This is a genomic window from bacterium (assembly GCA_021108215.1).
GTDB lineage: Bacteria > Oederibacteriota > JAAXVQ01 > JAAXVQ01 > JAUVAV01 > JAIORK01.
Map to the genome: position 1 here is coordinate 1 of JAIORK010000029.1, position 26,402 is coordinate 26,402.

19 protein-coding genes are annotated in these 26,402 nt (G+C 47.8%); all 19 read left to right on the forward strand.

The genetic code is table 11. The features are described from left to right. The first annotated feature begins 216 nt into the window (after positions 1-216). The 19 genes from recA (at position 217) to K8S19_06075 (ending at position 26,401) form a co-directional block, all read left to right on the forward strand. Positions 217-1,293: a recombinase RecA gene (gene recA, locus K8S19_05985; protein ID MCD4813225.1), complete on the forward strand. Its 1,077-nt coding sequence runs from the start codon at positions 217-219 to the stop codon at positions 1,291-1,293. Between the two features lie 43 nt (positions 1,294-1,336). Further along, positions 1,337-3,994, forward strand: coding sequence for an AsmA family protein (locus K8S19_05990; GenBank protein MCD4813226.1), 2,658 nt, complete (start codon positions 1,337-1,339; stop codon positions 3,992-3,994). 90 nt (positions 3,995-4,084) lie between these two features. After that, positions 4,085-6,583, forward strand: coding sequence for a mannose-1-phosphate guanyltransferase (locus K8S19_05995; protein MCD4813227.1), 2,499 nt, complete (start codon positions 4,085-4,087; stop codon positions 6,581-6,583). A 541-nt stretch (positions 6,584-7,124) separates the two neighbouring features. Beyond that, complete coding sequence (locus tag K8S19_06000; protein ID MCD4813228.1) at positions 7,125-8,573, forward strand: phosphoglucomutase/phosphomannomutase family protein; 1,449 nt, start codon at positions 7,125-7,127, stop codon at positions 8,571-8,573. 5 nt (positions 8,574-8,578) lie between these two features. After that, complete coding sequence (locus K8S19_06005) at positions 8,579-9,850, forward strand: insulinase family protein (GenBank protein ID MCD4813229.1); 1,272 nt, start codon at positions 8,579-8,581, stop codon at positions 9,848-9,850. A gap of 507 nt (positions 9,851-10,357) precedes the next feature. Next, positions 10,358-12,019, forward strand: coding sequence for a ribonuclease J (locus K8S19_06010; GenBank protein ID MCD4813230.1), 1,662 nt, complete (start codon positions 10,358-10,360; stop codon positions 12,017-12,019). 135 nt (positions 12,020-12,154) lie between these two features. Continuing rightward, the gene (locus K8S19_06015; GenBank protein ID MCD4813231.1) at positions 12,155-14,629 is read left to right on the forward strand and encodes a hypothetical protein; all 2,475 of its coding nucleotides are present in this window, start codon (positions 12,155-12,157) and stop codon (positions 14,627-14,629) included. After that, positions 14,626-15,405 (forward strand): outer-membrane lipoprotein carrier protein LolA, encoded by a 780-nt coding sequence (locus K8S19_06020; protein MCD4813232.1) that lies wholly within the window; start codon positions 14,626-14,628, stop codon positions 15,403-15,405. The genes K8S19_06015 and K8S19_06020 overlap by 4 nt, the downstream gene beginning before the upstream one ends. Positions 15,406-15,618: 213 nt before the next feature. After that, entirely contained in the window at positions 15,619-16,422 is an 804-nt protein-coding gene (locus K8S19_06025) for a DUF4115 domain-containing protein (protein ID MCD4813233.1), read from the forward strand. 57 nt (positions 16,423-16,479) lie between these two features. Continuing rightward, the gene (locus K8S19_06030; protein MCD4813234.1) at positions 16,480-16,977 is read left to right on the forward strand and encodes a YajQ family cyclic di-GMP-binding protein; all 498 of its coding nucleotides are present in this window, start codon (positions 16,480-16,482) and stop codon (positions 16,975-16,977) included. Between the two features lie 214 nt (positions 16,978-17,191). Then, positions 17,192-17,692: a nucleotidyltransferase family protein gene (locus tag K8S19_06035; GenBank protein MCD4813235.1), complete on the forward strand. Its 501-nt coding sequence runs from the start codon at positions 17,192-17,194 to the stop codon at positions 17,690-17,692. A gap of 7 nt (positions 17,693-17,699) precedes the next feature. After that, positions 17,700-17,870, forward strand: coding sequence for a hypothetical protein (locus tag K8S19_06040; GenBank protein ID MCD4813236.1), 171 nt, complete (start codon positions 17,700-17,702; stop codon positions 17,868-17,870). 59 nt (positions 17,871-17,929) lie between these two features. Beyond that, positions 17,930-19,270: a 30S ribosomal protein S12 methylthiotransferase RimO gene (rimO, locus tag K8S19_06045; protein ID MCD4813237.1), complete on the forward strand. Its 1,341-nt coding sequence runs from the start codon at positions 17,930-17,932 to the stop codon at positions 19,268-19,270. A 23-nt stretch (positions 19,271-19,293) separates the two neighbouring features. Further along, the gene (pgsA, locus tag K8S19_06050) at positions 19,294-19,911 is read left to right on the forward strand and encodes a CDP-diacylglycerol--glycerol-3-phosphate 3-phosphatidyltransferase (protein ID MCD4813238.1); all 618 of its coding nucleotides are present in this window, start codon (positions 19,294-19,296) and stop codon (positions 19,909-19,911) included. Continuing rightward, entirely contained in the window at positions 19,908-20,363 is a 456-nt protein-coding gene (locus K8S19_06055) for a phosphatidylglycerophosphatase A (GenBank protein MCD4813239.1), read from the forward strand. The genes pgsA and K8S19_06055 overlap by 4 nt, the downstream gene beginning before the upstream one ends. A gap of 327 nt (positions 20,364-20,690) precedes the next feature. Next, positions 20,691-22,106, forward strand: coding sequence for a pyruvate kinase (gene pyk, locus K8S19_06060; GenBank protein MCD4813240.1), 1,416 nt, complete (start codon positions 20,691-20,693; stop codon positions 22,104-22,106). A gap of 100 nt (positions 22,107-22,206) precedes the next feature. Beyond that, the gene (locus tag K8S19_06065) at positions 22,207-23,985 is read left to right on the forward strand and encodes a PorV/PorQ family protein (protein ID MCD4813241.1); all 1,779 of its coding nucleotides are present in this window, start codon (positions 22,207-22,209) and stop codon (positions 23,983-23,985) included. Between the two features lie 320 nt (positions 23,986-24,305). Further along, complete coding sequence (locus K8S19_06070; GenBank protein MCD4813242.1) at positions 24,306-25,886, forward strand: NAD(P)H-hydrate dehydratase; 1,581 nt, start codon at positions 24,306-24,308, stop codon at positions 25,884-25,886. 53 nt (positions 25,887-25,939) lie between these two features. Then, positions 25,940-26,401, forward strand: coding sequence for a CBS domain-containing protein (locus K8S19_06075; protein MCD4813243.1), 462 nt, complete (start codon positions 25,940-25,942; stop codon positions 26,399-26,401). Position 26,402 lies beyond the last annotated feature (1 nt).

Below are 26,402 nucleotides of genomic sequence, written 5' to 3' on the forward strand. Positions count from 1 at the left end.
TTACGCAAAAAGGTCTTCTGAGTTGAATGTGTCGCACTATAAGTTACAATTCACCCCTGTAAGTAATAGAACAGCAAAAGACCTTGACACCCCCTGAGGCACATGCTAAAATTTCGCTTTTAACCCCTTGTTTTAAAGCCTTTTAAAGGCTTTGCGTTTGTTTCGCTCCCGCCAGAAAGACAATGGGTAATCATTTTTGGATAGGGAGGCACCATTATGTCAGACGAAAAATCAAAAGCTTTAGAACTCGCCATTTCTCAAATTGAGAAGCAATTCGGCAAAGGTACGATCATGAAATTTTCAGAGCGACCGGTGAGCGATGTCAAAGTGATACCGACCGGATCGATTTCTCTGGATGTGGCCATCGGCGTCGGCGGTATTCCGCGCGGACGGATTGTCGAATTGTTTGGACCTGAATCATCCGGTAAGACCACTTTGGCCCAACATATTATCGCGGAACTGCAAAAAATGGGTGGACAAGCAGCTTTTATTGATGCGGAACATGCTTTGGACCCGGAGTATGCACGCAAAATCGGTGTAGATATTGATAATATGCTTATCTCTCAGCCTGATTCAGGCGAACAGGCTTTGGAGATTACGGAAACCCTGGTACGCTCCGGAGCACTGGACATTATTGTTATTGACTCTGTCGCAGCACTGGTGCCGCGTGCTGAAATTGAGGGTGAGATGGGTGATTCCCATATGGGTCTTCAGGCCCGCCTTATGTCACAAGCGTTGCGCAAGCTAACTGCAATCAGCAGTCGTTCCCAAACGACGGTGATCTTCATCAACCAATTACGCGAGAAAATCGGGGTGATGTTTGGGAGTCCCGAGGTGACGCCGGGCGGCCGGGCTTTGAAATTTTATTCCAGTCTGCGTCTGGATATCCGCCGTATTGAGACGATCAAGCAGGGGCAAGAGGCGGTCGGCAATCGTGTGAAGGTTAAAGTCGTTAAAAATAAAGTAGCCCCACCGTTTGGGATGGCTATTTTTGATATTATGTTTGGTGAAGGAATTTCCAAAGAAGGCGATTTATTGGATTTGGGTGTGCAGCATGATATCGTAGAAAAATCAGGTTCGTGGTTTTCTTTCAGCGGTCAACGGATTGGCCAAGGCCGGGAAGCGGTCAAGGCCTTTTTGAAGGAAAATAAGGATATGTCAAAAGAGATCGAGAATCAATTGCGAACAAAGATGATGCCGGAAGAAGTACCTGCCGAGGAGAATGGCAATGGTCATTCTGAAAAAGCGGCTGAGGGTGTTGTGGAAAAAGTAAGAAATGGACGGCGTTCTTAAAGTTTCGTTGAGAGACTATTAATCGATTGAGGCGGTGGTTTTTTTGGATGGACCGTCCAAACCTGGAAAACGTTTTTTGAAGATACTCATGACAAGCATCGTACTGTTAACTGTGCTTTTTTTGTTGGCATTGTTGATTGTGCCGCGCATGATTCCCTGGGACAAAGTAAAACAACAAGCTGAAGAAAAAATTTCAGCAACCGTGCACCATAAGGTGAGCATCGGCGGTATTGGCTTTAACCTGTTGAAGGGTATTGAAGTCAAGGACCTGAGAATCGAAAACGGCCCGGGATTTTCTAAAGATCCTTTTCTTTTCGATGAAGCAGTGGTAGTACACTATCGTTTACTGCCACTGCTTTTCGGGAAAATTTTTATCAAAGCGGTTGTTCTGCATAAGCCGCAATTGCTGATTGAAAAGAAAAAAGACGGAACCTATAATTTTTCCGATATGTTGCCGGCGAAAACCAAGGTTGATCAGAACGAATCACAGGAAAAAAAGGCGGCATCAATTCCACTTGATTTATGGGTCTCGCGTTTTGCCGTCGAAGATGCGGTACTTATTTACCGTGATTTGGCAACCCGGACTGACTATCGTATTGACAACTTCAATCTGGAAATAGAAAATTTATCCCTGGCAGGTATAACACCGGTTTCCCTTAAGCTGGCGGCAAAGATTACGGCATTCGAGACCGTTTATCCAGTCCAACTGGATGCGAGTTTTCGTTTTGACTATTTTCAGGAATCTTTGGTGCTGGATGCGCTTTTGTTGGAGGTTCCGGGGGTTAAGATTACGGCCGCCGGAAGTGTCGAGCAGATCATGCGTGATCCGCAATTGAAATTGTCCGGCAAAGCTGATCTGGATTCTCAAAAAATGCTGAGTGAATTACCGCCTCCGTTGCTCAAAAAAAAAATTCCGGAAGATTTAAAAATTAAAGGAATTTCAGGCATAACATTCAATCTGTCCGGATCTGCCAAACACCTGGACCGGTTCAGTCTGACGGCGGATGAGCATATTGCGGTAGAGCTGGCGGTCAAGGGATTGACGATTCCGTTGAGTATTCAGGGGAAGGTAGGATTTTCCAAGGGGAATGCACATGTCAATCAGACGCTGACGTTTCCCGGGTTCAAAGCGGAATTGCAGGCGAAATTGGCCGATGTCATGGACGCGCGTTTTTTAACTGCGGCCATGAACAGTACGATGAAGATCGGTGAGATGATGCCGACGATGATTCCTGCGCAGCTGACAGAGAAATTTAATGGATTGGAAACCGGCGGCACCGTGATGGTTTCTGCTTCCGTCAAAGGTGCGGTTAACCAGCCCAAGGCACTTTCGCTTGCCGGGAAAATTGAGATGAAAGACGGCCTGGTTGCATATCAGGAAAAAAGTCTGGTAGAAGGGATGTCATGGTTACTCACGGTTGTCCCGGATAAAGTGATGCTCAAGCGCCTGGATGCACGTCTGGCCGGTCAACCGATTTCCGGTCAATTTACAGCAGATCGATTTGATTTGCGTAATCCGGAAACCCTTAAACCGAGTACGCTTAAAACACGTTTGGTTTGGGAGGTTACATCCAGTTTGTTGGATGTGGATGCTCTGTTGGCATTGATGCCGCAAAAAGAGAAAAAAGAAAAAGCGGATGACACGCCAAAGGGAGAGGCTGTTTCGGTGCCTGACAAACCGGAACCGGATGTTCGCGCCTGGGTGCCGGCGGGGCTGGAAGTTTCCGGGAAAGCCGGATTGGGCGGTTTGAAATTTGGCAAGGTCAAATTGGGCAAGATTGATTTTCGATTTGAACAAAAAAAACGTCTGGTGACAATGTCGGGCAGGATACGCGGGTATCAAGGCCGGATACAGAATGCGACACAACTTGATTATTCGAAGAAGCTATTGCGTTATGACATAAAAACAGATGTTACTAAGGTGGATTTGGAACCATTGCTCAATGATGTGGTGGACACCTTTCTTGCAGCGAAGCTGAAAAAACCGGAGATTGTGGACGAACTTAAGGATAAGTTGACCGGTCAAATGGACGGCACACTCACGCTCGCGGGTAGGGGCGTGCGTTCGCAGACCGCTCTGCCGAATTTGCAAGGTAAAGGAAATTTTACAATTAAGGCGGGTCGGATCAGAGAATTGGGATTTCAAGACGAATTGGCCAAGTTGTTTGGTTCTGAGAAATTTCGGCAGGATATTCCCTTTGACCACACGGTGATTCGTTTTGTGATTGCCAGGCAACAGGTGCATGTGGAAAAATTTATTATGGAATCCGGTCTGCGGGGGCAGTCCGGGGATATACGGATGACAGCCAACGGTGTGATCAGATTTGGGGCGGTTTTTCAAAATTTTAAATTGCGCCCACGGATGAATCCCCGTGCGGCCAATAATCTTTCTGATCAGTTTCGCCAGTATTCTGAAATATTGAAAGATGAGCGGGGATGGATTACGATTCCGGTTATTTTAAAGGGTCCCATGAAAAAACCTTCCGTCAAACCTGATTGGGATTGGATTAAAAAACAAGTGAATGTTTACGCGAAAAGAAAGGTCCAGGGGATCTCGAAGGAATCAGGGAAGAAGGTCAACAAATTTGTAGAAGAGCAGCAAGGCAAGTCAACCAAGGAAATTCAGGAAAATATGAGCCGTGAACTTGAAAAAGCCAAGGAAAAGATCAAACACCTGGGTTTGAAAAATTTGTTTAAGTAAAAAAGCTGCGCTGAATCCGTTGCATTTTAGAAAAACGGTCTTGTTCAACAGTGGCGGCACATTGATTTATACTCAAAGGAGTGGCAACCCATGAAAGCAATGATTATGGCAGGCGGGTTTGGGACACGCTTGCGTCCATTGACATGTAGTCTTCCCAAACCGATGGTTCCCATGGTCAACCGGCCAATGTTGGAGCATATTATTGATCTGTTGAAACGTCATGGTTTTACAGAGATGGTAATGGCATTGTATTTTCAACCGGAAGTTATTCAGGAATATTTTGGAGACGGTTCGAACTGGGGAGTGAAAATTAATTATATTCTTCCCGACTCAGATCTGGGAACTGCCGGGTGTGTGAAAAATGCGGCGGATTTTTTTGGGAAGGATACTTTTTTAGTTATCTCCGGGGATGTTCTCACCAATATCGATTTGACCAAGGCAATTGCATACCATAAAGATAATCAATCGCTTGCAACCATTGTGTTGACGCGTGAGGAAAATCCGCTGGCTTACGGCGTGGTGATTACCAGGGAGGATGGACGAATTTCGCGTTTCCTGGAAAAACCCAGCTGGGGAGAAGTTTTTTCAGATACCATTAATTCCGGTATTTATATTATGGAATCAAGTGTGTTGGATCGTATTCCGGAAGGCAGGGATTATGATTTTTCAAAGCAATTGTTCCCTGAGATTTTAGCTGCCAAAGCACCCTTGTACGGATATGTTGCGGAAGATGCCTATTGGAAGGATGTTGGGAATCTCACGGAATACCGTCAAGCGCATTACGATGCCATTCGTATTGGTGTTACGCTGGCGCATCCGGGAAAAGGGTCACAGGAAAAAGGCAATTGGATAGGGGCGGATTGTTTTATTGATCCCACTGCGGTTCTGGAAGAAGGCGTCGTGTTGGGTGAGCATTGCTGGATCGGCCCCCATGTCCGGATTGCCAATACGGTTTTGGGAAAATCCTGTCGTGTGGGTGAAAGTTCAAAAATTATCGGGTCGGTTATTTGGGACAATGTGACCATCGGCAATGGTGCTAATTTGAAAGAGGTTACGATTTGCAGTGACTGCCGGATCGGGGCTCGGGCTTATGTGGGCGTGGGTGCGGTTGTGGCGGATCACTGTCAGATCGGGGAAGATGCCACGGTCAAAGCCGAGGTTAAAGTCTGGCCGTATAAAATTATTGAAGACGGCACCACGCTGTCAACTTCTTTGATTTGGGGCGAACGATGGTCCAAGCATATTTTTGATGCCTATGGTGTTTCCGGACTGGGGAATATAGAAATAACCCCGGAATTTGCAGCCAAACTGGGTGCGGCTTACGGTGCCTCCTTGAAAAAGGGTGATTTTGTTATGTCCAGCCGGGATAATCATAAGAGCTCGCGGATTATCGATCGTGCGATTATGACCGGATTGGCTTCGGTGGGTGTGAATGTTTATGATCTGCGTGTGGTACCCATTCCGGTAGCGCGTTATTCCATCCGGGCAGTGAAAGTTACCGGCGGGTTTCATGTGAGGAAATCTCCCTACAATCCCAAATTGATGGATATTAAATTTTTTGATAATCAGGGCAAAGAATTATCCAGTGCCAAGGAAAAAGGTATTGAGAATCTTTTTTTTCGCGAGGATTTTTCGCGCGCGGACATGGAAGAGGCCGGAGAGATTATGTTTCCCCAGCGCGCATTGGAATATTATCAGGAAGGGTTTGTGCAGGCCCTGAATCATGAGAGAATTCGAAAAGGTAAATTCAAGGTTGTCATTGATTATGCCTGGGGAAGCGCGGTGAATATTTTTCCGCAAGTACTGGGCGATTTGCATTGTGAAGTGGTGGCACTCAATTCCTATCCTGATGGAACACGACTGACCCGTTCGCCTGAGGAACTGGACCAATCGTTGGTTCGTTTGGGGGAAATTGTCGGGACGCTTAAAGCGGATGTCGGTATTATGTTGGATGCAGGCGCGCAAAAAATATTTATTGCGGATAATCTCGGCCGGGTATTGGAGGGGGAGCATGCTTTGGCGCTGATGGCATTGCTGGTCATGAAAGCCAAACCAGGCGCGCGGATTGCCGTTCCCATCTCAGCGACTCAGGTGATTGAAACCATGGCGGAAACTTATCAAGGCACTGTCATCCGGCTCAAGACGCAATATGCAGCGATGCTGGATACAGCGTCCCGGCAGAGCCTGGATTTTGTGGGTGAGGCCAGGGGGGGATATGTATTTCCTGAGTTCCAACCGGCGTTTGACGCCATGATGGCAACCGCCAAACTACTGGAATTGATGGCAGCGGCAGAGGGCACTTTGTCGGATTTCATTGATACTATTCCGCCGATTTATTTGGTGCGGCAACAGGTGCCATGCTCCTGGGAAAAAAAAGGGGTTATTATGCGGCGTTTGATCGAGAGTACGCGGCAGGATAAAGTTGAGCTGGTGGATGGGGTTAAAGTTTGGCACGGGAAATCCTGGGTGTTGATCATGCCGGATGCAGATAAGCCGGTGTTTCATATTAGTGCCGAGGGAGCGAATCAGGAACAATCGCAGCAATTGGCATTGCGTTACTGTCAGATGATTCAGGAATGGCAGGCCTAGGCGTGTGAGTGTTTAATAGATTTTGTCATACCCGCTTACTACATGCGGGTATCCAGTAGGAGTGTATTGTATCCTGAAAACGGGCATCAATGACAATCAAATGTAAAGAAGTGTGACACGACACTAGTAAAAATATTCCTGGTAAGTGCTCTTTTTGTTCAAGCAAGATACGATATAAAGGTATAAGCACAAGTGATTATCAATCAGCAGTTATTGTCAATTCAGCGGGTTTTCGTTTTTGCCTGAACAAAAAGAGCACTTGCCGGGAATGGCTTCCAGTATGGCGGATGATGTGTGCCCAATCCTCCAGGAAGCGTTTTCCGCATTGCACAACGAAAAAGCCAGGGAATGAATATTGGGTGCTGCCTGGAATACAGTTGGTGGGTTGAGTGAAAAATTCTTGTGCAACACTGAAAACGCTCCCTGAAGAATTTAGACAGGAGTGTAGTGTCTCGCGTTTGAACTCGAAGTGCTTGGAAAATTGAGGATGCTTTGTTAGCTTGCAATGACAAACGCTTCATCATTTAAGAGATGCCAGTAGATGGCAATAGTTATTTATAAGGAGAAAAATATGTATACCATTACATTTGGAACATCCGGATGGCGTGATATCATTGCAGATGGATTTACTTTTGAGCGGGTGACGGCAATAACCCGTGCGGTAGCACGGTATTTGAAAAAAAAGGGGATGGCCAAAAAAGGTGTTTTGGTGGGTCATGATCCCCGTTTTTTAGCAGAAGCGTTTACCGGGCATGCGGCTGCGATTTTGCAGGAAGAAGGATTGGATGTTTATTTGGTGGAAGCAAGCGCACCCACACCGGTATTGGCGGCAGCGATCCGGGATCTGAAATTGGCGGGTGGCATTAATTTTACCGCCAGTCATAATCCTGCAGCCTATCAGGGATTTAAATGGTCCAATCATCATGGCGGTCCTGCAACCAAGGACGAAGTGGCTCCGATTGAGAAGGAGGCCAACCGCTTGCTCAAACAGGGTGGCGGCACCCCGCCGCGGGGTGTCGGGCCGGGAAAACGTATCTTATGGGATCCCCGCCCGGCTTACCTCAAGCGCATTGATAAAATGGTTCCCATGGGTGTTTTACGCAAAGCCGGATTGAAGGTTGTGGCAGATCCGCTGTTTGGCGCAGGCCGGGGGTATCTTGAGGGGTGTCTTTCACGTGCCGGTTGCCGTGTGACGGTTTTACATGATTGGCGGGATGCATTTTTTGGAGGGCATCCACCCGAACCCAGTGCGGAGCATCTGTTGGAAGCGGCAACTGTGATGAAGCGGCAGCGCGCTTATTTGGTTTTGGGTACGGATGGGGATGCGGATCGTTTTGGTGTGGTAGATCGTGATGGCACTTATTTGACACCCAATGAGGTATTGGCACTCACGGTGTATCTGTTGGTTAGGCATCGCGGGTGGAAAGGACGTGTGGTCCGCTCCGTTGTGACCAGCCATCTGGTGGACGCCGTGGCCGGGCTTTATGGATTACCGGTGGAAGTTACGCCGGTGGGGTTCAAATATATTGGTGAGAGCATGTTGCGCGGCGGTTTTTTAGCAGGTGGTGAAGAGAGCGGCGGTTTGACGATTGCCAAGCATGTCCCGGAAAAAGACGGTGTGCTGGCTTGTTTGCTCATGGCGGAACTGGTTGCCCGGGAAAAGCGCAGTCTACGCGCGGTGCTGGCGGATATTTATAAACAGGTCGGGATGATTGTGACCAGCCGGATCAATGTGCCGTTGAAAACAAAAAGTTCGGGTCAAAAACTACAACAGATACTCAAACGCTATCATCCAACGAAATTGGCGGGATTAAGAGTTACGGGGATTGATACCATGGACGGATTCAAATATCTTTTAGAGAAAAATGCCTGGATGGGTATCCGGTTGTCCGGGACAGAACCGGTGGCCAGAATGTATTTAGAAGCGGGTGATAAAAAAACCATGGCAAAAATCGCCGCTGCGGGCAAAAAATTATTGGGATCTGTGTAAGCGGCATGGAACAGATACCCTTTAAAACCCAACTCAAGAATGGTTTGACAGTTTTGGTGCAGCCGCTGCCGAATTTGGCGTCGGTTTCGGTCGGCGTGAATATTTCAACCGGTTCGCGGGACGAGGAAGCTCACGAGGCAGGCTTAAGTCATCTCATTGAACACATGCTGTTTCAGGGAACTTACAGCCGGGATACCAAAGAATTATCGCGCGTCATCAGCGCGGTCGGCGGCAACATGGATGCTTGTACCGGAAGAGAGAGTACGGCGTATTATACCAAAGTTCCGGCACAGCATTTTACGCTGGCAGTGGATGTGCTGGCAGATATGCTTTTTAATTCCAGGATTACCACGGCCAGTCTTGAAAAAGAAAAAAAAATTATTTTAGAGGAAATTTGTATGTATGAAGATGCGCCGGATGAATTGGTGCATGATCTGCTGTTTCAGGCATTTTGGCCCAAACATCCACTGGGAGGGCCGATTCTCGGTAATCGAAAAACACTGCAGGCAATGAAGCGCAACGATATTCTGCGTTTTATCAAAAAACATTACCGTCCGGAAAAAATGATTTTTTCTGTGGCGGGACGTGTAACACCTGGACAGGTTGTTCGGATTGCCAATCGTTTTTTTGGGAGTATGCAGCGGACTGAAAAAATACCGGACGTCATCGGGTCTGGCCCGGTGAATCAATTTAAAACCATTTTTAAAAAACGCCGGCTTGAGCAAGCGCATGTTTGCTTCGGAACTGATGGGATGAAGTTTTCCGATCAGCGCCGGGTGACGGCGGGTGCGCTTTCGAATATTTTGGGCAGCAATCCCAACTCGAGATTGTTTTATAACGTGCGCGAGGAAAAGGGGTTGGCTTACTCGATTTATTCTTTTATGGATTTTTATCGGGACACAGGTATGGCAGGGGTCTATTTTGCCTGTCATCCTAAGAAGGTGGATGAAACGCTTCAGGTCGTGAAAATGCAGTTGAAATTGTTTTCACGCAGAGGATGTACAGATCAGGAAGTAAAGGATGTTAAGGAGCAGATGCGGGGTAATTATTTAATCGCCCTGGAAAGTTCCTCAACGCATATGTGGAGTATGATTCAGCAGGAAATGTATATGCGCAAACATCCTTCGCAATCTGCTGTGCTGAGATCCATTGCCAGGATTTCCAAAGATGATATCAATCAGCTCGCACAGGATTTGTTTAAACAACGTTCGGTTGCGGCTGCATTTATCGGTCCACTTCCCAAGCGCGTACACCAAAATTTTCATACTCTTGATTGAAATAAAATAGTTAGAAAACCAGAGGAAAAGAGAGAGAAATCATAAAAGAGGAGTGTAATAGCGAAAAATTGCCAAGTATTCCGGAAAATGATTTTGATTACTATTGACTTATGGTAGTTATTTTGATAACAATATTTAGTAGTGTCTGTAAGTAGACACACATTATATGGAAAAGGGGGAAATTGAGGTAATGGCAACAAAGAAGAAAGTCGCAAAAAAGAAAGTGGCAAAAAAGAAAGTGGTTAAAAAGAAAGTGGCTAAAAAAAAGGTAGCGAAAAAGAAAGTAGCAAAAAAGAAAGTTGCTAAAAAGAAAAAATAACCTCAGCCTCAAGTCGTTTATATAAAACAACGTAGGGTGTTTGTTTCACCCTGCGTTGTTTTATTTTCCAGCCAACCCTGCAGATAACCTTGCGGGGTTTTTAATTGGCGCAAACCAGCTGGTTTGTTATAATGCCGTTCGATTATGGATTCGGAGAATTATTTTAGCAAAGGAAATTTAAACAGACGATGACTCATTCTAAGTGTATTCTCACACCTTTAGGCGGATTGGGTGAGATTGGCAAAAATATGATGGCTCTGGAATGTGAAGGGGCGGTTTTAATTATTGATGCCGGGCTGACTTTTCCTACGGAAGATCAACCGGGGATTGATTTGATTATCCCCGATATTACCTACCTCGTGGAGAAAAAAGAGCAGGTGCTGGGGTATGTCTTGACACATGGCCATGAGGACCATGTCGGTGCATTGCCCTATCTTTTGAAACAATTGCCGGGTCCCTTGTATGGGACACGCATGACATTGGGGCTGGTGAAAAACAAACTGGATGAACATGGTTTGACCCATAAAACTGCTTTGCATGAAATTACGGCCAATGATCAGCTGCAAATCGGTCCATTTAAGATCGAATTTATTCGGGTGACGCACTCGATTGTAGATGCTGTCGGCTTGGGGATTACCACACCGGCAGGTTTGATTGTCCATAGTGGTGATTTTAAACTGGACCCAACACCGGTGGACGGTTTGTTGACGGATCTGGGGAAATTTGGAGAACTGGGCAAGCGCGGGGTGGACCTGATGCTGGCCGATTCTACAAATGTGGAAAGACCCGGTTACACACTTTCAGAGAAAGAAGTTGGTGACGCGTTTGAAGAAATTATTCGGGATGCGCCGGGTCGGGTAGTGATTGCCAGTTTTTCCAGTAATGTGCACCGTTTTCAGCAAGTGATTCATACGGCGCAGCGCCATCAACGCAAACTGGGTGTGTTGGGTATGAGCATGATTAAAAATATGCGAACCGCCCAGGAGCTGGGTTATCTGGATATTCCAAATCAGCTGTGGTTGAAGTGGAATGATTTGGTATGCATGCCGGCGGAAAAAACCGTTGTCATGACCACCGGCAGTCAAGGCGAACCGAATGCATCCCTGGCCAGAGCGGCGGTAGGTGAGCATGCCGATCTGAAATTTGGTCCCGGAGATACGGTCGTGATCTCGGCCCGGACCATTCCGGGCAATGAGCGGCGCATCGGTAATATGATTAATCATTTGTTCCAATTGGGGTGCAAGGTGCATTATGAACGTGTCAGTGAGATCCATGTTTCTGGCCATGCGGCTAAAGAGGAATTGAAAATATTACACAACCTGGTCCGGCCCAAATATTTTATTCCCGTACACGGCGAACGCCGCCATCTGGTGCGTCATGCGGAGTTGGGGCACGAATTGGGTATTCCTGAGGAAAACATTTTTCTCCTGAACAATGGCGAGCAGATTGCACTTTCGGCCGAAGGGATGAAAAGACTCGGGACAGTGCGGGCGGGAAATGTTTTGGTTGACGGCAAGGGCGTAGGTGATATCGGGCATGTTGTGCTGCGTGACCGCAAACATCTCTCGCAAGACGGCATGGTGGTGGCGGTTTTAGCGCTGGACCGGCAATCCGGCCGCATTGTGAATGGTCCGGAACTTGTGATGCGCGGGATTGCGGATGAGCGCGAGACCGCCCGGTTGACAGAAGGGGCGTTGGAAGCATTGCGTGAAGTTTTGGAACATGAGACCATTGAAGGGTTGGCAGATACGGCGGTGTTGCAAGATACGGTCCGGAGCACGTTGAAGCGCTACCTAAAAAAAACGATTATGCGATTTCCCATGATTATTCCGGTCATCAATGAAATGTGAAGCAATGTGGTGACAAAAAAAGTTTTCGATTGGATCGGCGTTAAATTGGGATGGTGGACCAAGCTAAGATGGGTTATGATAGGGCTTTCCCAGTGAGGGTGGCGTGATCAGAAAAAGGAGTTTCTAAATACTACAATGATTACATTGTTTGCGAAGGTGAAAAAGAAAAACGGTGCCAAGAAAAAAAAGTCGGAGGATATGCTGACTTTGCGGGAAATTTTCAGCGGCAAGCGCCGCCGTGAGGTTGCCGGGATTGCCTGGTGGGCGTTGAGTCTGCTTGCGTTGGCTGCATTTTGGCCGCATGCTGCAGGGCAAAATGCGCTGGGTCTGATTGGAGAGGTTTTTTATCGTTTGGGGTATGCTTTGACCGGCGTGCTGGTTTATTTCATTCCGCTGATCACAGTTCTCTTTGGCGTGATGCGCTTTAAAGGTGTTGCGGTTGAGCGGCGTTCTTTTAAAATTTTGGGGATGACCCTGGCACTGATGGCAATTACGATTTTAATCGAATTGATTCATGCCGAACCGGTGCGTTTTGCAATGGTAAAATCGTTTTATGTCTGGGACGGTGCCGATGTGTTCTGGGCGAAAATCCCCAAAGCGTTGCGACTTTGGGGAAGTGTGGGTATTCCGGCCGGGGGATTTATTGCCCATGCATTGTCAGTGATTCTGGTGACGATCTTTTCAACGATTGGCACGTATATTATTTGTGGTACGGTTTTAATTATATCCCTTTATCTTTTGGAAGCGGAACCGTACCTGGTGAAATTGATTAAACGGATTACTGAAAAAATACAGACAAGTATGCAAAAGACCCGTCAAGCATCTGCGGACCATTTTGGATATGTCAAGCAAGCTGCGGAAAAATCCGCACACCAGCCAAAAATCACACCATCACCATTGGCCGAGAAGCCTGCGCCGGCGATTGAAGCTGAAAGGCCGAAGATAAAAATCAGCGCCATGCCGTCGGTGGCAGTACCGGTGCAGGTGTCATTAGAAAAATCCATCTCAGGGGAGCCGGCCGAAAAGACGGATAAGCCGAAAGAGTCTGCCGGTAAATCCAGTGAGAGTACAGAACAGGAAGACAAAGATTATGTTTTGCCCGGTTTGGATATGTTGGAGGACCCCAAGCCGGGAAGCATCATTTCGGAAGCCTATTTTGAGGAAATGAGCCAGACGCTGGAAAATGCATTGGGACAGTTTGGCGTGGATGCCAAGGTGGTGGAGGTTTGCCCCGGTCCGGTGGTGACGCGGTATGAACTGCAACTTTCGCCCGGGGTGAAGGTCAGTCGGATTATAACCCTGGCAGATGATATCGCCTTGGCGATGAAAGCGGCGCATGTCCGTATTGAGGCGCCGATTCCGGGGAAAGGTGCGGTAGGGATTGAGATTCCCAATGCGGAAAAACAGATCGTTGTGCTCAAAGAATTTGTAAGTCATGATGCATTTAAAAACGCAGAATCGATTTTAACATTTGCCATTGGGAAGGATATTGGTGGACAGCATATCATGGCCCAGCTCGAGACCATGCCGCATCTTTTGATTGCCGGTGCAACCGGTTCGGGGAAAAGCGCGTGTATTAATTCGATTATCAGCAGCCTGCTCTACAAAGCCACGCCCCAACAAGTTAAATTTCTCATGGTTGATCCCAAACGCGTCGAGTTGACCATGTACAACGGCATCCCCCATTTGAAAAGTCCGGTGATTACCGACAGTCGGGAAGCTTCGGTGGCGCTGCGTCTCATGGTCAAAGAGATGGAAGAACGCTATCAGAAATTTGCCGAGATGGGTGTGCGGGATATTTCCGCCTACAATGAACGGGTGGCTGCCATCAAGGCCGAGGCAGCCCAACAAGCGGAGCAGGAAAAATTGGAAGAAGGCGAAAGCATTGAATCGGTCAAACCGGTCGAGATTCCGCCTTGGATGCCTTATGTGATTATTTTTATTGATGAACTGGCGGATTTGATGATGATCTCCGCCAATGAAGTTGAAAATACCATTACACGTCTGGCGCAGATGGCGCGCGGTGTCGGCATTCATATGGTGTTGGCGACCCAGCGACCCTCTGTGGATGTTATTACCGGAGTGATCAAGGCCAACTTTCCCTCGCGGATTGCTTTTCAAGTTTCTTCGAAGGTTGATTCGCGGACTATTCTGGATGCGAATGGTGCAGATTCATTACTTGGGAGAGGGGATATGCTTTATTCACCGGCGTCTGCCGGTAAACCGCTGCGTGTTCAAGGGGTGTTTATTACAACCCAGGAAGTGGACCGGATTGTGAAGTACTGGAAGAAACAGGGTAAACCGGTTTTTGACCAGGCATTTTTCGGAGAAAAACTCAAAGCCGCAACCGTTGGCGGCAGTAGTGTTGGCGGCGAAGAGGATGTCCTGTTTGAACAAGCTGTGGGCTGGGTGGTGCGTGCAAAACAAGCCAGCACTTCCATGCTCCAGCGGCGTCTAAAAGTAGGGTATTCACGGGCCGCTCGTTTATTGGATTTGATGGAAGAAAAAGGGATTGTCGGACCGCCGGAAGGCAGTAAACCCAGGAAAGTACTCATTCAACCGGAAGAAGCCGGTATTGGCTCCGGTGATGGCCAGGAGGAAATGCAATGAAAAAACAAACCGTCATGGTTGCCGCACTTGTTGGTATGATGTTGGCAGGCAGTGGGGTTGGAAAAAAAGTAACTGTGGTTCCCACACCGGTGATAACACCGCAAGCAACAGTCGTGGTCAGCGCTGTGAAACCGGAAAAACCCGTGCAGCAACAACACGGTGATGGTAAAGCGGCAGCACGGCTGGCTGCGGCACAAGAAGCACTTGCTGAGCTGACAGCGGATTTTGCGCTGGTTGTTCCCAAAGCCGGGAAAGATGGCGCGACATTTACCGCGCAGGGAAAAATGTGGGTTGCAGCCGGGCGCCGCTATATTGTTGCCTATGAGCAGCCTGAAAAGCAGCGCTTGGTATCGAATGGAAGCAAACGCTGGCTTTATTTGGAAAAAATAAATCAAGTTCAGATTCAATCACTGCCGCCGGCTGGAAATCCCAATGAGTTTTTTCTTGAATTGGGCGGGGGATTGCCAGCTTTGATTAAGCAATGCGATGTACAGGAGTTGCCCAAAGATAGGAAGCATCCGGAGTGGGAAGGCTTTGTGCTAATTCCTAAATCCGGCACATCACTGGGGTTTTCCCAAGTGAAAATGTGGCTGGCAGGAAAACAGTTGCTTCCCCGCAGGGTTGTGGTTATGTCGCAACGGAAGGTGCGGGTCGATTTTTCAAATGTGAAAGTCCACACCCTGGATGAATTGCTGCGCGAACCGGAAAAGGGTTTGGATGCCGGATTGTTTACGTTTGAAATCCCCCAAGGTGCTGAAGTGATTGAAATGTTTTAAAGGACCGGAAATTAGCCCGGTCCTTACTGTCCCGGCAGTTTTCCGTTTGGCAAGGTAATTTCAATTGAAGCGATCAGTGGGTGGTTTGTTTTCTTTCTGGATACGATATCGGGCAATGTGCCGCAAACCGTGCCAAGAGACGTCGTAAAAGTTTTTGAAATCTTTTGTGAAATAGTGTATATAGAAGCCTGTAATAAAAAGGTGGTGAATTATATGACCGAACATATTCCGATGGATGCAGAAACACAGCAAGTTGAACAGATGAAAAAAGATTCAGCGATTGAGATTGGTGATCAGTTAAAAAATCAACGAAAATCACTCGGTATTTCATTGGTCGAGGTTGCCGAGCATACCAAGATCGGTAAAAGATATCTCGAATCCTTGGAAGAAGGTCAGTTTGATGAAATTCCTTGCGAGACCTATATTCTCGGTTTTTTGCGGGCCTATGCCAAGTATCTCGAATTAGATGATGAAAAATTGGCGAGGGTCTATAAAAATATCTGTGATGAAGATCAGGATGAAACCTGTCAGGAAAATGAATCCAAGCAGGAGCGTTCCAACAATCAGCCGGTTTGGATTCCATTGCTGTCTTTGTTGATCTTAGCTGGCGTTGGGGCCGGGCTGTTTTTACTCTGGCCAAGCACGACACCTGAGGAAGAACAAGATCATACCGCCATGATGGCGGATACGATCCCCGAGGGGGTGGCGGGTCTGGAGCGTGGCCGGATTCCGGGGCCGGATGAACCCATGACGTTGAAGATAAAAAGCAAGGATAAAACATGGATCACCATGATGGCGGATGGCAGACAAGAACCGGATGTTACCCTGGCGGCTGGTGAGGAACGGACTTGGCAGGCCCAGGATCGTTTTGTGCTTTGGACGGGTAATGCCGGTGGTATTGAGGTCACCTTCAATGGTGAATTGCAGCCTTCGCTGGGCAAAGAAGGTGAAGTTTGTAAAGAAGTTGTGTTTGAACGACCGGAGCCGTTATCGGAACCGGAGATTGTGTATGAATAAGTACGCCGCGAAATTCTCCGTTCTTTTTAGCGGGAAATTGAAATAAGGAGTTATACCATGGCACAAGAACATTCTTTTGATGTGGTCTGCAAGCTGGATAAACAGGAAGTCGTCAATGCAGTTCAGCAGACCATGCGTGAAACCACCCAGCGCTATGATTTTAAGGGTGCGAAAGTCGATATAGAATTTGATCAGTCCAAAATGACACTGACCTTAACGGCAGAGAGCGAATTTCGTATCAAGTCGCTGTCAGACATGTTGGATACACGTATGGCAAAACGTCAGATTCCTCTGGCGGCGATTACGCGCGAGACCCTTGAGGTCGCATCCGGCGGCAGCGCCCGGCAGTTATACCGGCTCCAGACCGGGATACCGATAGAAAAGGCCAAGGAGATTGTGAAGCTCATCAAAAACATGAAAAACAAAGTGCAGGCCGCCATTCAGAGCGACCAGGTGCGGGTTTCGGGTAAGGTCCTGGATGAGCTGCAAGCGGTTCAAAAGATGTTGAACGAGACCGAACTTAATATTCATGTACAGTTTATTAATTACCGGTAAAGCATTTGTTTTTTTTACGCAAATAATATGAAGTCTTTGCTGCCGGAGGAGTTGGAACAATTGGTAAAAGACGAAGATAGTGATTTGGTAAAATACACGATTAGCGCGGATAAACCAAAGGCTGATTGAAAATAATTATGCATTGAACAGCAAATTTAAGAAATGATTTAATGTTGAACACATTCCGGAGTGATCCAATCGTCTCGGGGGTTGCATGATTTTCTATGAAGAAATATTCAAAGCCTTTCTTAAGGAGAAAGTAAAATTTGTGCTTGTTGGGGGTATTGCCGCCAACCTTCTCGGTTTGATGCGAAATACAGCAGATTTGGACATTCTTGTTGAAATGAGTGATGGGAATATAGAAAAAATTATAAAAATATTAAAGCGGCGTGGTTATAAAGTGAAACAACCGGTTGACCCTATGGGGATTGCCAATGCTGAAATCAGGGAAGACTGGATTAGGCAGAAACACCTGAAGGCATTCAACTTTTTTAAGGAAGACGGGTTTGAGGAAGTGGATATTATCATTGAATCGCCGGTATCCTATCAAGATGCGAAAAAAAATGCTGTGCGTATTAAAATTGATAAACATGTATTACCGGTGATTTCCATCGACAATCTAATCAAGATGAAAGAAAAAACCGGACGTTCGGTTGATCAATTGGATGTCAAGGGACTGAAAAAGATAAAGAAGCTGAGGAACAAGAAGATATGATTTATAAATGGGAAACAGAAGAGCAGCGTCTTTTGAAATATATGAGAATTTCCCCAAAACAAAAGCTCGAGTGGCTGCGGCAGATAAACGAATTCGTGCACAAATATTCAAGCAATCGCAACAAGACCATTCGGAAAAAAATGAGAAAAATGTTTTGATGAAAAACCGGCGCAATTAAGCCAGTCTTGTTTGATTGAATCCCCTTTTTTTATTAAAAAATAAAAAGCGAGTTTGATTATGTCAGCAGTGAGAAAATGTATAAATCAAAATAAAGATCCCCGCGTTTGCTTTATCAGCTTGGGATGTCCGAAAAACCAGGTGGATTCCGAGACCGCGATGGCACTATTTCGTGATCTGGGTATGGTATTGACCGAGGACCCGAATACGGCCGATGCCCTGGTGGTGAATACCTGCGCCTTTATCCAAAGTGCGGAAGAAGAGACGATTCAAGCAGTGCTGGAAGCAGCACAGCTGAAGAAACGAAAAAAAGTGAGTGTTCTGATGGTGGTGGGTTGCTGGATCACCAAGCACGGTGCGGAGAAGATCAAAAAAATGATCCCGGAGATTGACTGCATGGGATTACCCGGGGATGTTACGAAATGGGCGGAACAACTTGAACAGTTTTTGCCCGGATTGCCGGTACAGGAAAAAAAAACAGCAACACCGTCAATGCGTTTGTTGTTGTCAGGACCCGGGACCGCTTATTTGAAAATTGCCGAGGGGTGTTCCCGGAAATGTGCGTTTTGCCTGATTCCCGCGTTGCGTGGAAAACTACATTCACGAGAGATTCCTGAAATCGTGATGGAAGCAAAGCAATTGGTCCGGCAGGGGGTTTTGGAACTGGTGCTGGTGGCGCAGGATACGACCAGCTATGGTCAGGACTTGAAAAACGGCACGACGTTGTCAAAGCTGCTGGACCGGTTGGTGCGGATTGCCGGGATTCGATGGATTCGGATCATGTATACCAATCCGGATGGGATTACCGAAGCGTTGATTAGACGGATCGCGCGGGAAAAGAAAATTTGCAATTATCTCGACATGCCGGTCCAGCATGCGCAGGCCGGTATTCTAAAGGCCATGAAACGGACCGGTGATGCGGAAACTTTATTGAAGTTGATCGGACGTTTGCGGAAGCGTATTCCCGGCTTGGTCATTCGCACGACGATTCTCAGTGGATTTCCAGGAGAGACCGAGCAGGACCATCAGGTTCTGCTGGATTTTATTTCCCGGGCCCGTTTTAACCGGCTGGGCGTTTTTTCTTATTCCAAGGAGGCCGGGACAACAGCTGCCAAAATGAAGCAGCAGGTTTCGTTGGCAGTGCGTAACCGGCGACGCAAAGAAATTATGGAACGTCAGGCCGGTGTCAGCCTAGAACAGCTGGAAGGCGCTATCGGGAAAAAGTTTGACTGCCTGGTTGAGGAACGTTCCGGGAAAAAACATTGCATTGGCCGGACCATTTTTGATGCGCCGGAAATTGATGGTGGAATTATTCTGACAGGAAACATTCGGCCTGGTACAATTGTCAAAGTCCGGGTGACCGGTGCGACAGATCATGATCTTATAGGAGTCCTTGCGTGACATTGTGGAAATTTTTTAAGCAGTTGAATCTTCCAAATAGGCTGACCTTGGCCAGAGTGTTGGCGGTCCCGGTTTTCATGGGTTGTGTTTTAATTGAGAATGTCTGGATGCAATATGCCGCCTTGCTGGTTTTCGGCGCTGCTGCGATTACGGATTACTGGGATGGTCGGCTGGCACGCGAGCGTAATCTGGTTACAAATTTTGGAAAAATCATGGATCCCCTGGCAGACAAGCTCCTGATGATGGCGGCGTTTATTTCATTTGTCCAGATGGGATATGCTCCGGCCTGGATGGTGATTCTGATTATTGGACGCGAGTTTGCCATCACCGGTTTGCGGGTTTTGGCTGCCGTGGAAGGACGCGTTATTGCCGCATCGACATCCGGCAAGCATAAGACCATCTCACAGATTGTTGCGGTGATTCTGATTTTGCTCGTCAGCTCGGTGGTGGTAACTTTACAGACCTGGCTTCCTCCCTGGGAGGAAACCCTGCGTTCTTTGGGACTTTCCGGGGAGATACTGCTTATGCTTATTCGCTATTTACCGTTTGCCGCGATGTTGGTGGCTGCCGTGCTTTCTCTGTATTCGGGAATGGAATATCTCATTAAAAATCGCGGACTTTTTCAGGAAACAAAAGCATGAGGTTTTTTCACCTAAGTGTTGCTTCGGTTTTTGGTGCCGGTTATTTTCCAGTAGCATCCGGGACCTTTGCTTCCGCACTGGCGATTGTACCTTATTTAATAATACGTGAAAATTGGCTGCTGCATCTTGGCGCCATCGTGATTTTGTTTTTTATCGGGGTCTGGAGTTCTTTTGCGGCTGAGGATATCTTGCAGGAAAAAGATTCTCATAAAATTGTGATTGACGAGGTGGTGGGATATTTTATTGCCGTGTTTTTGTTGCCGGCTACCTGGTTTTACGCCATCGCCGCTTTTTTTCTTTTTCGTCTTTTTGATATTTGGAAACCCGGTGTGGCCGGCCGGTCTCAGTCTTTGCCGGGCGGTTGGGGCGTGATGGTGGATGATGTCTGGGCAGGATTATTTGCCAATCTTTGTTTGCAGGCAATCCGGTTGGGGAATTACTGGTTGGGATAGACAAAGATTTAAGTAATACAAGCATACGCCAAAACCAGTCAGACTGCTCGTTTTCAAAGAAAAACCGGCTCTGTCAACATTCGACCAAGCAAGTCTTGATGATATGGCCCACGCCTGCCTGTGTTGTCGGAGGAATGTTCTATGTGGGTTTGGATGAAGAAATCATGATGCGGTCAGATAAGATTTAGCAGGCTCTTTTTAAGTCCCTGCGTTGCAGGTTGCCCGTTCGTAGAAAATGAATCGACAACACAGGCAGGTGTAAGGTGAGAATAGAAAAGGGAATTGAAAACACACACCGGTTTTCCGCAGAAAAACAGGAGGCGTGGTATGGAACGCACGAAAATGATTTTTACCCTCGGTCCGGCAACGGACAGACCCGGTGTTTTAAAAAAGCTGATACGGGCGGGAATGGATTGCGCCCGGTTTAATTTTTCGCATGGGGAGTATCCGGAGCATGCGAAACGGTTTGCATTGTTGGAACGCGAAAGCCGTGCGGCCGGTGTTCCGGTCGCGACATTGTTGGATTTGACAGGCCCAAAATTAAGGGTGGGAAAGTTTAAAAGTGGAGGCATATCACTTTTAACCGGGGCGGTGGTTCGTATCCGGCCGGGAAAAACATCCGGCAGCCGGGATTTGATTCCCGTCAATTATGTCCACCTATCCCAAGAAGTAAAACGCGGTGATGCGATTTTAATGGATGATGGCCTGATCCGCCTGAAGGTCATGCACAAAGAGGGACGGGATGTGATTTGTAAGGTGGTTGTCGGCGGGATTCTCAAGGATAAAAAAGGCTTGAATCTTCCGGGACAATCGCTTCGGGTTCCAGCCATGACCGCGAAAGATAAGCGCGACCTGGCATTTGGACTTCAACTGGGATTTGATTACGTCGCACTCTCTTTTGTCCGCAAATCCGAGGAAATGCGGGTTTTGAAAAAGCGTATCCGGGCTGCCGGATCGCAAGCCGGTACGATCGCAAAAATTGAAAAACCGCAAGCCATTCCTCATTTGGAAAAGATTATTCAGGTATCGGATGGTGTGATGATTGCACGCGGCGATTTGGGTGTGGAGATGAGCGCGGAACAAGTCCCGGTACTCCAAAAGAAAATTATATCCATGGCCAATCATTATGGAAAGGTTGTCATTACGGCTACCCAGATGTTGCAGTCCATGATGGAGAATCCCACGCCAACTCGGGCGGAGGCATCTGACGTGGCCAATGCAATTTTTGACGGCAGTGACGGTATTATGCTTTCGGGTGAGACCGCCGCCGGCCGCTATCCAGTCCAGTCTGCGACGATGATGGCGCGGATTGCCGCCCAGGCAGAGGCGGCACCGGAATATAACCGGCTTAGTTTGGAGCCGACCTGTCTTGCGCCGGAGGACGATGTTATTGCCGCCGGTGTTCATCTGGTCGAGAAAATAAAGGCGCGTTATTTAGTGGTTTTCACACAAACCGGGAATACGGCGCGATTAATTTCGCGGCAACGCCCGCAGGTTCCGGTGATTGCTTTGGCGCATTCAGAGGTAATCCGGAGAAAATTGGCCCTGGTTTGGGGAGTAGAAAGCCTTTTGATCAATACACAACCCGCGCTGGAAACCATTGTTGAGCAGGCAGTAAAGGTCCTGTTGGCGTGTCGCCGTGTTCGTAAAGGGGATTGGGTGGTTATTTTAGCCAGTTCACCGAGGGGTACCCGGACCAATTTCATTAAAATTCATCAAATCGGCGAGGAGCATCAAGACTGATAATCACGATGTTTCTCCATTTTTTAATGTTTTTCGGTTGCACAAAGCAGGCACAATAAAATATGATATTAAGATGACAAAGTCGAGGATGGTGACGGCGATGAAGCGATGGATACTCGTGGTTTTTTGTTTTTTGATGGTATTTCCTGAATCAGTTCCGGCCGATGAATCGGTTCTCGGTACAGCAGGTAAGATACTCCAGATCGGGGTCGGACCGCGTGCGGTCGGTATGGGAGAGGCCCAGGTTGCGGCTGCCAATGATTTATATGCCTTGTATTGGAATCCTGCCGGACTTGCTGCGATCCGTTCGCCGCAGCTTTCCTATATGCACAATCTATGGCTCCAGGATATTCAGGACGCTTATGTGACCTATGCTCAGCGGCTGTTCCGCGGCGGGTTCGCACTGAGTGTCAATTATTTTAATTTTGGTGAATTTGAAAAAATCGGCGTTGATCCATCCGGCTATCCGCTTCCCACCTCGGAAACATTTACACCCTATACCTTGGTCGTCTCCGCCGGCTACGGTACCCGTGTAACACCGGAAATGAATTTTGGCGGAACCGTCAAACTCGTAAATGAGAGTGTGGACACTTTTAGCAGCATGACCCTGGCCATGGACCTGGGGATGCAGTACCGTTTGCTCAAAGGACTCAAGACCGGCCTTGCGATTCAGAATCTCGGTCTGCCTTTGGAAGGGTATCAGCTACCCATGAATGTCAAGGCGGGTATTTCTTATCGGATTCCATTTGTTATCAATGAAAAACGAGATCGGTTTCTTTCGGTCGTGGATGTCAATCTTCCCATTCCTTTTGATCAACCGTTTTATACCAATATCGGGTTGGAATATTTCTATTTAGGTATTATTTCGCTCCGGGGGGGATATAAAATTTCTGAAATTAACGGTTTGGGTGATGCTGCGGGTTTAACCGCAGGGATTGGTGTCAATGTCACAGGCTTTATTCTTGATTATGCGGTGGCACCCTTCGGTGATCTGGGGATGACCCACCGCATGGCACTTACCTATACGTTTATCTCGCCCAAGCGCGCGAAGAAGAAAACTCAAAGTATCAAGCGGCGTAAAGTGAAGCGGAAGACAAAGAAAAAAAGCGGCGGCAGCGGGCTGATGCTGCCGCCTGATACCCGTGGCGGGACCGGCGGTCAAGTTCTTATGCCAAAGGTGTCGAAAATGAAAATGCGCAAAGCGATTCGAATGGAAGTGGAATCTGAAATCAGTTCACAAAATGAAACCCAGATTGAACAAGCGGTATTTCAGGTGAGATTTTCTGAAAAAAAATCAGTTCGTCGTTGGATACTCAGCATTGTTGGTCCGGACGGGCGGGTAGTGAAAAAATATTCCGGCAAAGGGCTGCCGACAAAATTAGTGTGGGATGGGACGGGCAAGGAAAGAAATAAAGTTGCAGAAGGGATCTTTTGTCGTTATGCGATGAAAATGGAGTTGTCCGATGGTTCTGTGGAAAAACTACGCGGTAAAATTTATACCCGTGATTTGGAAGTGAGTGATAGTCAATCCAATCGAGAGGTGTTGCCGCGGATTTATTTTGGGGAAGGTGCGGCGGATCTTTCGGACCGGTCTTTGAGAACGCTTAAATCAATTGCGAAAAAGATAAAAAGTCAGCCGTATATCAAAGTTTCGATTGAGGGCTATACGGACAATCATGCTGAAAAATCGATGAGTTTTTTGCTTTCGCAGCGACGCGCGATAACCGTATCACGTTATTTAACCGCGACCTATAAAATACCTTTGAAAAAAGTGTCCACGCATGCCAGAGGCAGTAAAAGTCCTATAGCCAGTAATCAAACGGAAAAAGGCCGGACGCGTAATCGGCGTGTGGAAATTGTCATTATTTATCGACAGTGAGTACAGGTTATTATAAAAAATCCCATCAATGCCGGAAGGTGTTGGTGGGATTTTTTTATTACAGCCAAACCGGGGTACGATGAAGCTGTGGGGTCACAAAATTTTTCACTGGCTTCAAAGACGCGGCATGCTATAATCACTTTGTTTTCAAGTGTTTTTTACCTGAGGACATGACGATGCAGGCAGAGCAGCCTAAATAATCGCAGGTTAAAAAGGTCCGATAGGGGGCATGTTTTTAACAGTTCGTGTGATCCCCGCCGGTTTTTTCAGCAGGGGGACTATCGCGGTGCGGGTATTCTATGGATTAAAGGAGTTGCGCGTTGTTGCGGATTGTAGACGCTAAAACCATGCAGGCAATTGATCGTGAGGCAATGACAGCTTATGCCATCCCCGGTCATAAATTGATGGAACAAGCCGGGTTGCGGCTGGCAGAGCATGTGCTTGGGTTTATCGGTTCGAAAAGTCAGACCCGAGTGACGATCCTGGCAGGCGGCGGAAAAAACGGCGGGGATGGATTGGTCTGTGCACGCTATCTGGCACGGGCCGGCATCAAGCCACGGGTTCTGATTTTATCCGAAAAAATCGCACCTGAGACGCTGGAAAATCTCCAGCGGCTTTCTTCTGAAAATGTGGCCAGTCGGCAATGCTCGGAGTGTTTGCCGGATGCATTTGCTGAAATCATTATGGCTTCGGATGTGGTGGTGGATGCCATGTTGGGCATCGGTCTTTCCGGTGATTTGCGCGAACCTTATATTCAGGCAATTACGAAAGTCAATGCAAGCAATGCGGTTGTGATTGCCGCGGATATTCCTTCGGGATTGAATGCCGATAACGGGGACCCGGGAATCATGACCGTTCAGGCGGATTGCACGATAACCTTTGGATTGCCAAAGGCGGGTTTATTACGGCAGTCGGCAGCATCCTATGTGGGGCGTTTGGTGGTTGAGACCATTGGATTTCCGGCGCCGTTGCTCCGTGCAGGGCAGGCGGAGACGGTTCAGTATGTCTATGAAAATGCAATTGCCGGATTTTTGCCGAAACGATCACCCCTGGGGCACAAGCGTTCGGTCGGGAAAGTTTTGGTGATCGGTGGTTCTTTCGGTTATCATGGTGCGCTGCTTTTGGCTGCATTAGGTGCCATGCGTAGTGGTGCCGGGTATGTTGCAATGGCCTATCCAAAAACAATGGATGCTGTCATACGCAGCCATGCTCTTGAAGCGGTCTGCCTGCCGATGGCTGATGGCGGCAAGGCGGCTTTGGGGATTGCGGCCTTGCCGCAGCTATTGGAAACCGCCCAAACCTATGATGCTGTGGTTCTCGGGCCGGGACTCGGCCGGACCCCGGGCACCCAAAATTTAATTAGAAGGTTCATCGGAAAAATAGCCGGTCCGGCGATGCTGCTGGTTGATGCAGATGCATTACACGCCTTGTCCGGGGTACAATGGCCGTCACGGTCATCCGGGCGGCCGGAAATTATAGTGACCCCCCATGAGGGTGAGGCGGCACAGTTGCTCGGGAAGTCGGCTGAGCACATCAGCAGTAATCGGATGGAGGCGTTGGGAGCGCTGACGAAGAAGCTGCCGGGAATCGTGTTGCTTAAAGGGAGAAATACTGTGATTGCAAAAAAACGCTCACCGGTTTTCATCACAGGTTCCGGGACACAGGCATTGGCCACCGCAGGAAGCGGCGATGTGTTGGGGGGAGTGATTGCCGCATTGGCTGCACAAAAAATATCGGCCTTGCAGGCCGGTTTGGCAGGTGCCGTGGCACATGGTATTGCGGGATGTCTGGCAGCCAAGGATGTCTGGGGCCAGGGTGTTATTGCGCGGGATATTGCGGACCAGCTTCCCAATGCTTTTGCCCTGCTCCGCAAATTGCCGGCACGGGCTGACTGGGTATAGGGGATTTCAGGGATTTCAAAATAGTGAATGAAAAAACACATAACGGAGGCGGTATGAAAAAGTTCAAAGCAAGCGATATTATGACAAAAGAAATTTTTTCTGTTCAACCGGACATGACAGTCAAGGCGGTGGCGCAATTTTTTCTTCAGAACAACATATCCGGTGCACCGGTTTTAGATGATCATGCCGCCCTGGTCGGCATTGTCACCGAAGGTGATGTGATTTTTCGTGATGCCACAGTACATGCGCCTACCATGATTACGTTGTTTGATGCAATTATTTATCTGGAAGGGACGCAAAAACACGAACAGGAATTGAAGAAAATTATCGGTGGAAAAGTCGAAGATATCATGAGCAAGGATGTGGTGACTATTTCGCCGGAAGCTGATCTGCAGGAAATGGCAACAATTATGCATGAGAAAAAAAAGCATCTTTTGCCGGTTGTTGAAAGCGGCAAGGTGGTTGGTATTGTGGGGAAGGCCGATATGGTTCGGGCAATTATTCAGGAGGAGTAAG

Coding starts and splice junctions, on each gene's coding strand:
- recA (MCD4813225.1), top strand. CDS start 217: ATGTCAGACGAAAAATCAAAAGCTTTAGAACTCGCCATTTCTCAAATT.
- K8S19_05995 (MCD4813227.1), top strand. CDS start 4,085: ATGAAAGCAATGATTATGGCAGGCGGGTTTGGGACACGCTTGCGTCCA.
- K8S19_06000 (MCD4813228.1), top strand. CDS start 7,125: ATGGCAATAGTTATTTATAAGGAGAAAAATATGTATACCATTACATTT.
- K8S19_06005 (MCD4813229.1), top strand. CDS start 8,579: ATGGAACAGATACCCTTTAAAACCCAACTCAAGAATGGTTTGACAGTT.
- K8S19_06010 (MCD4813230.1), top strand. CDS start 10,358: ATGACTCATTCTAAGTGTATTCTCACACCTTTAGGCGGATTGGGTGAG.
- K8S19_06015 (MCD4813231.1), top strand. CDS start 12,155: ATGATTACATTGTTTGCGAAGGTGAAAAAGAAAAACGGTGCCAAGAAA.
- K8S19_06020 (MCD4813232.1), top strand. CDS start 14,626: ATGAAAAAACAAACCGTCATGGTTGCCGCACTTGTTGGTATGATGTTG.
- K8S19_06025 (MCD4813233.1), top strand. CDS start 15,619: ATGACCGAACATATTCCGATGGATGCAGAAACACAGCAAGTTGAACAG.
- K8S19_06030 (MCD4813234.1), top strand. CDS start 16,480: ATGGCACAAGAACATTCTTTTGATGTGGTCTGCAAGCTGGATAAACAG.
- K8S19_06035 (MCD4813235.1), top strand. CDS start 17,192: ATGATTTTCTATGAAGAAATATTCAAAGCCTTTCTTAAGGAGAAAGTA.
- K8S19_06040 (MCD4813236.1), top strand. CDS start 17,700: ATGGGAAACAGAAGAGCAGCGTCTTTTGAAATATATGAGAATTTCCCC.
- rimO (MCD4813237.1), top strand. CDS start 17,930: ATGTCAGCAGTGAGAAAATGTATAAATCAAAATAAAGATCCCCGCGTT.
- K8S19_06055 (MCD4813239.1), top strand. CDS start 19,908: ATGAGGTTTTTTCACCTAAGTGTTGCTTCGGTTTTTGGTGCCGGTTAT.
- pyk (MCD4813240.1), top strand. CDS start 20,691: ATGGAACGCACGAAAATGATTTTTACCCTCGGTCCGGCAACGGACAGA.
- K8S19_06065 (MCD4813241.1), top strand. CDS start 22,207: ATGAAGCGATGGATACTCGTGGTTTTTTGTTTTTTGATGGTATTTCCT.
- K8S19_06075 (MCD4813243.1), top strand. CDS start 25,940: ATGAAAAAGTTCAAAGCAAGCGATATTATGACAAAAGAAATTTTTTCT.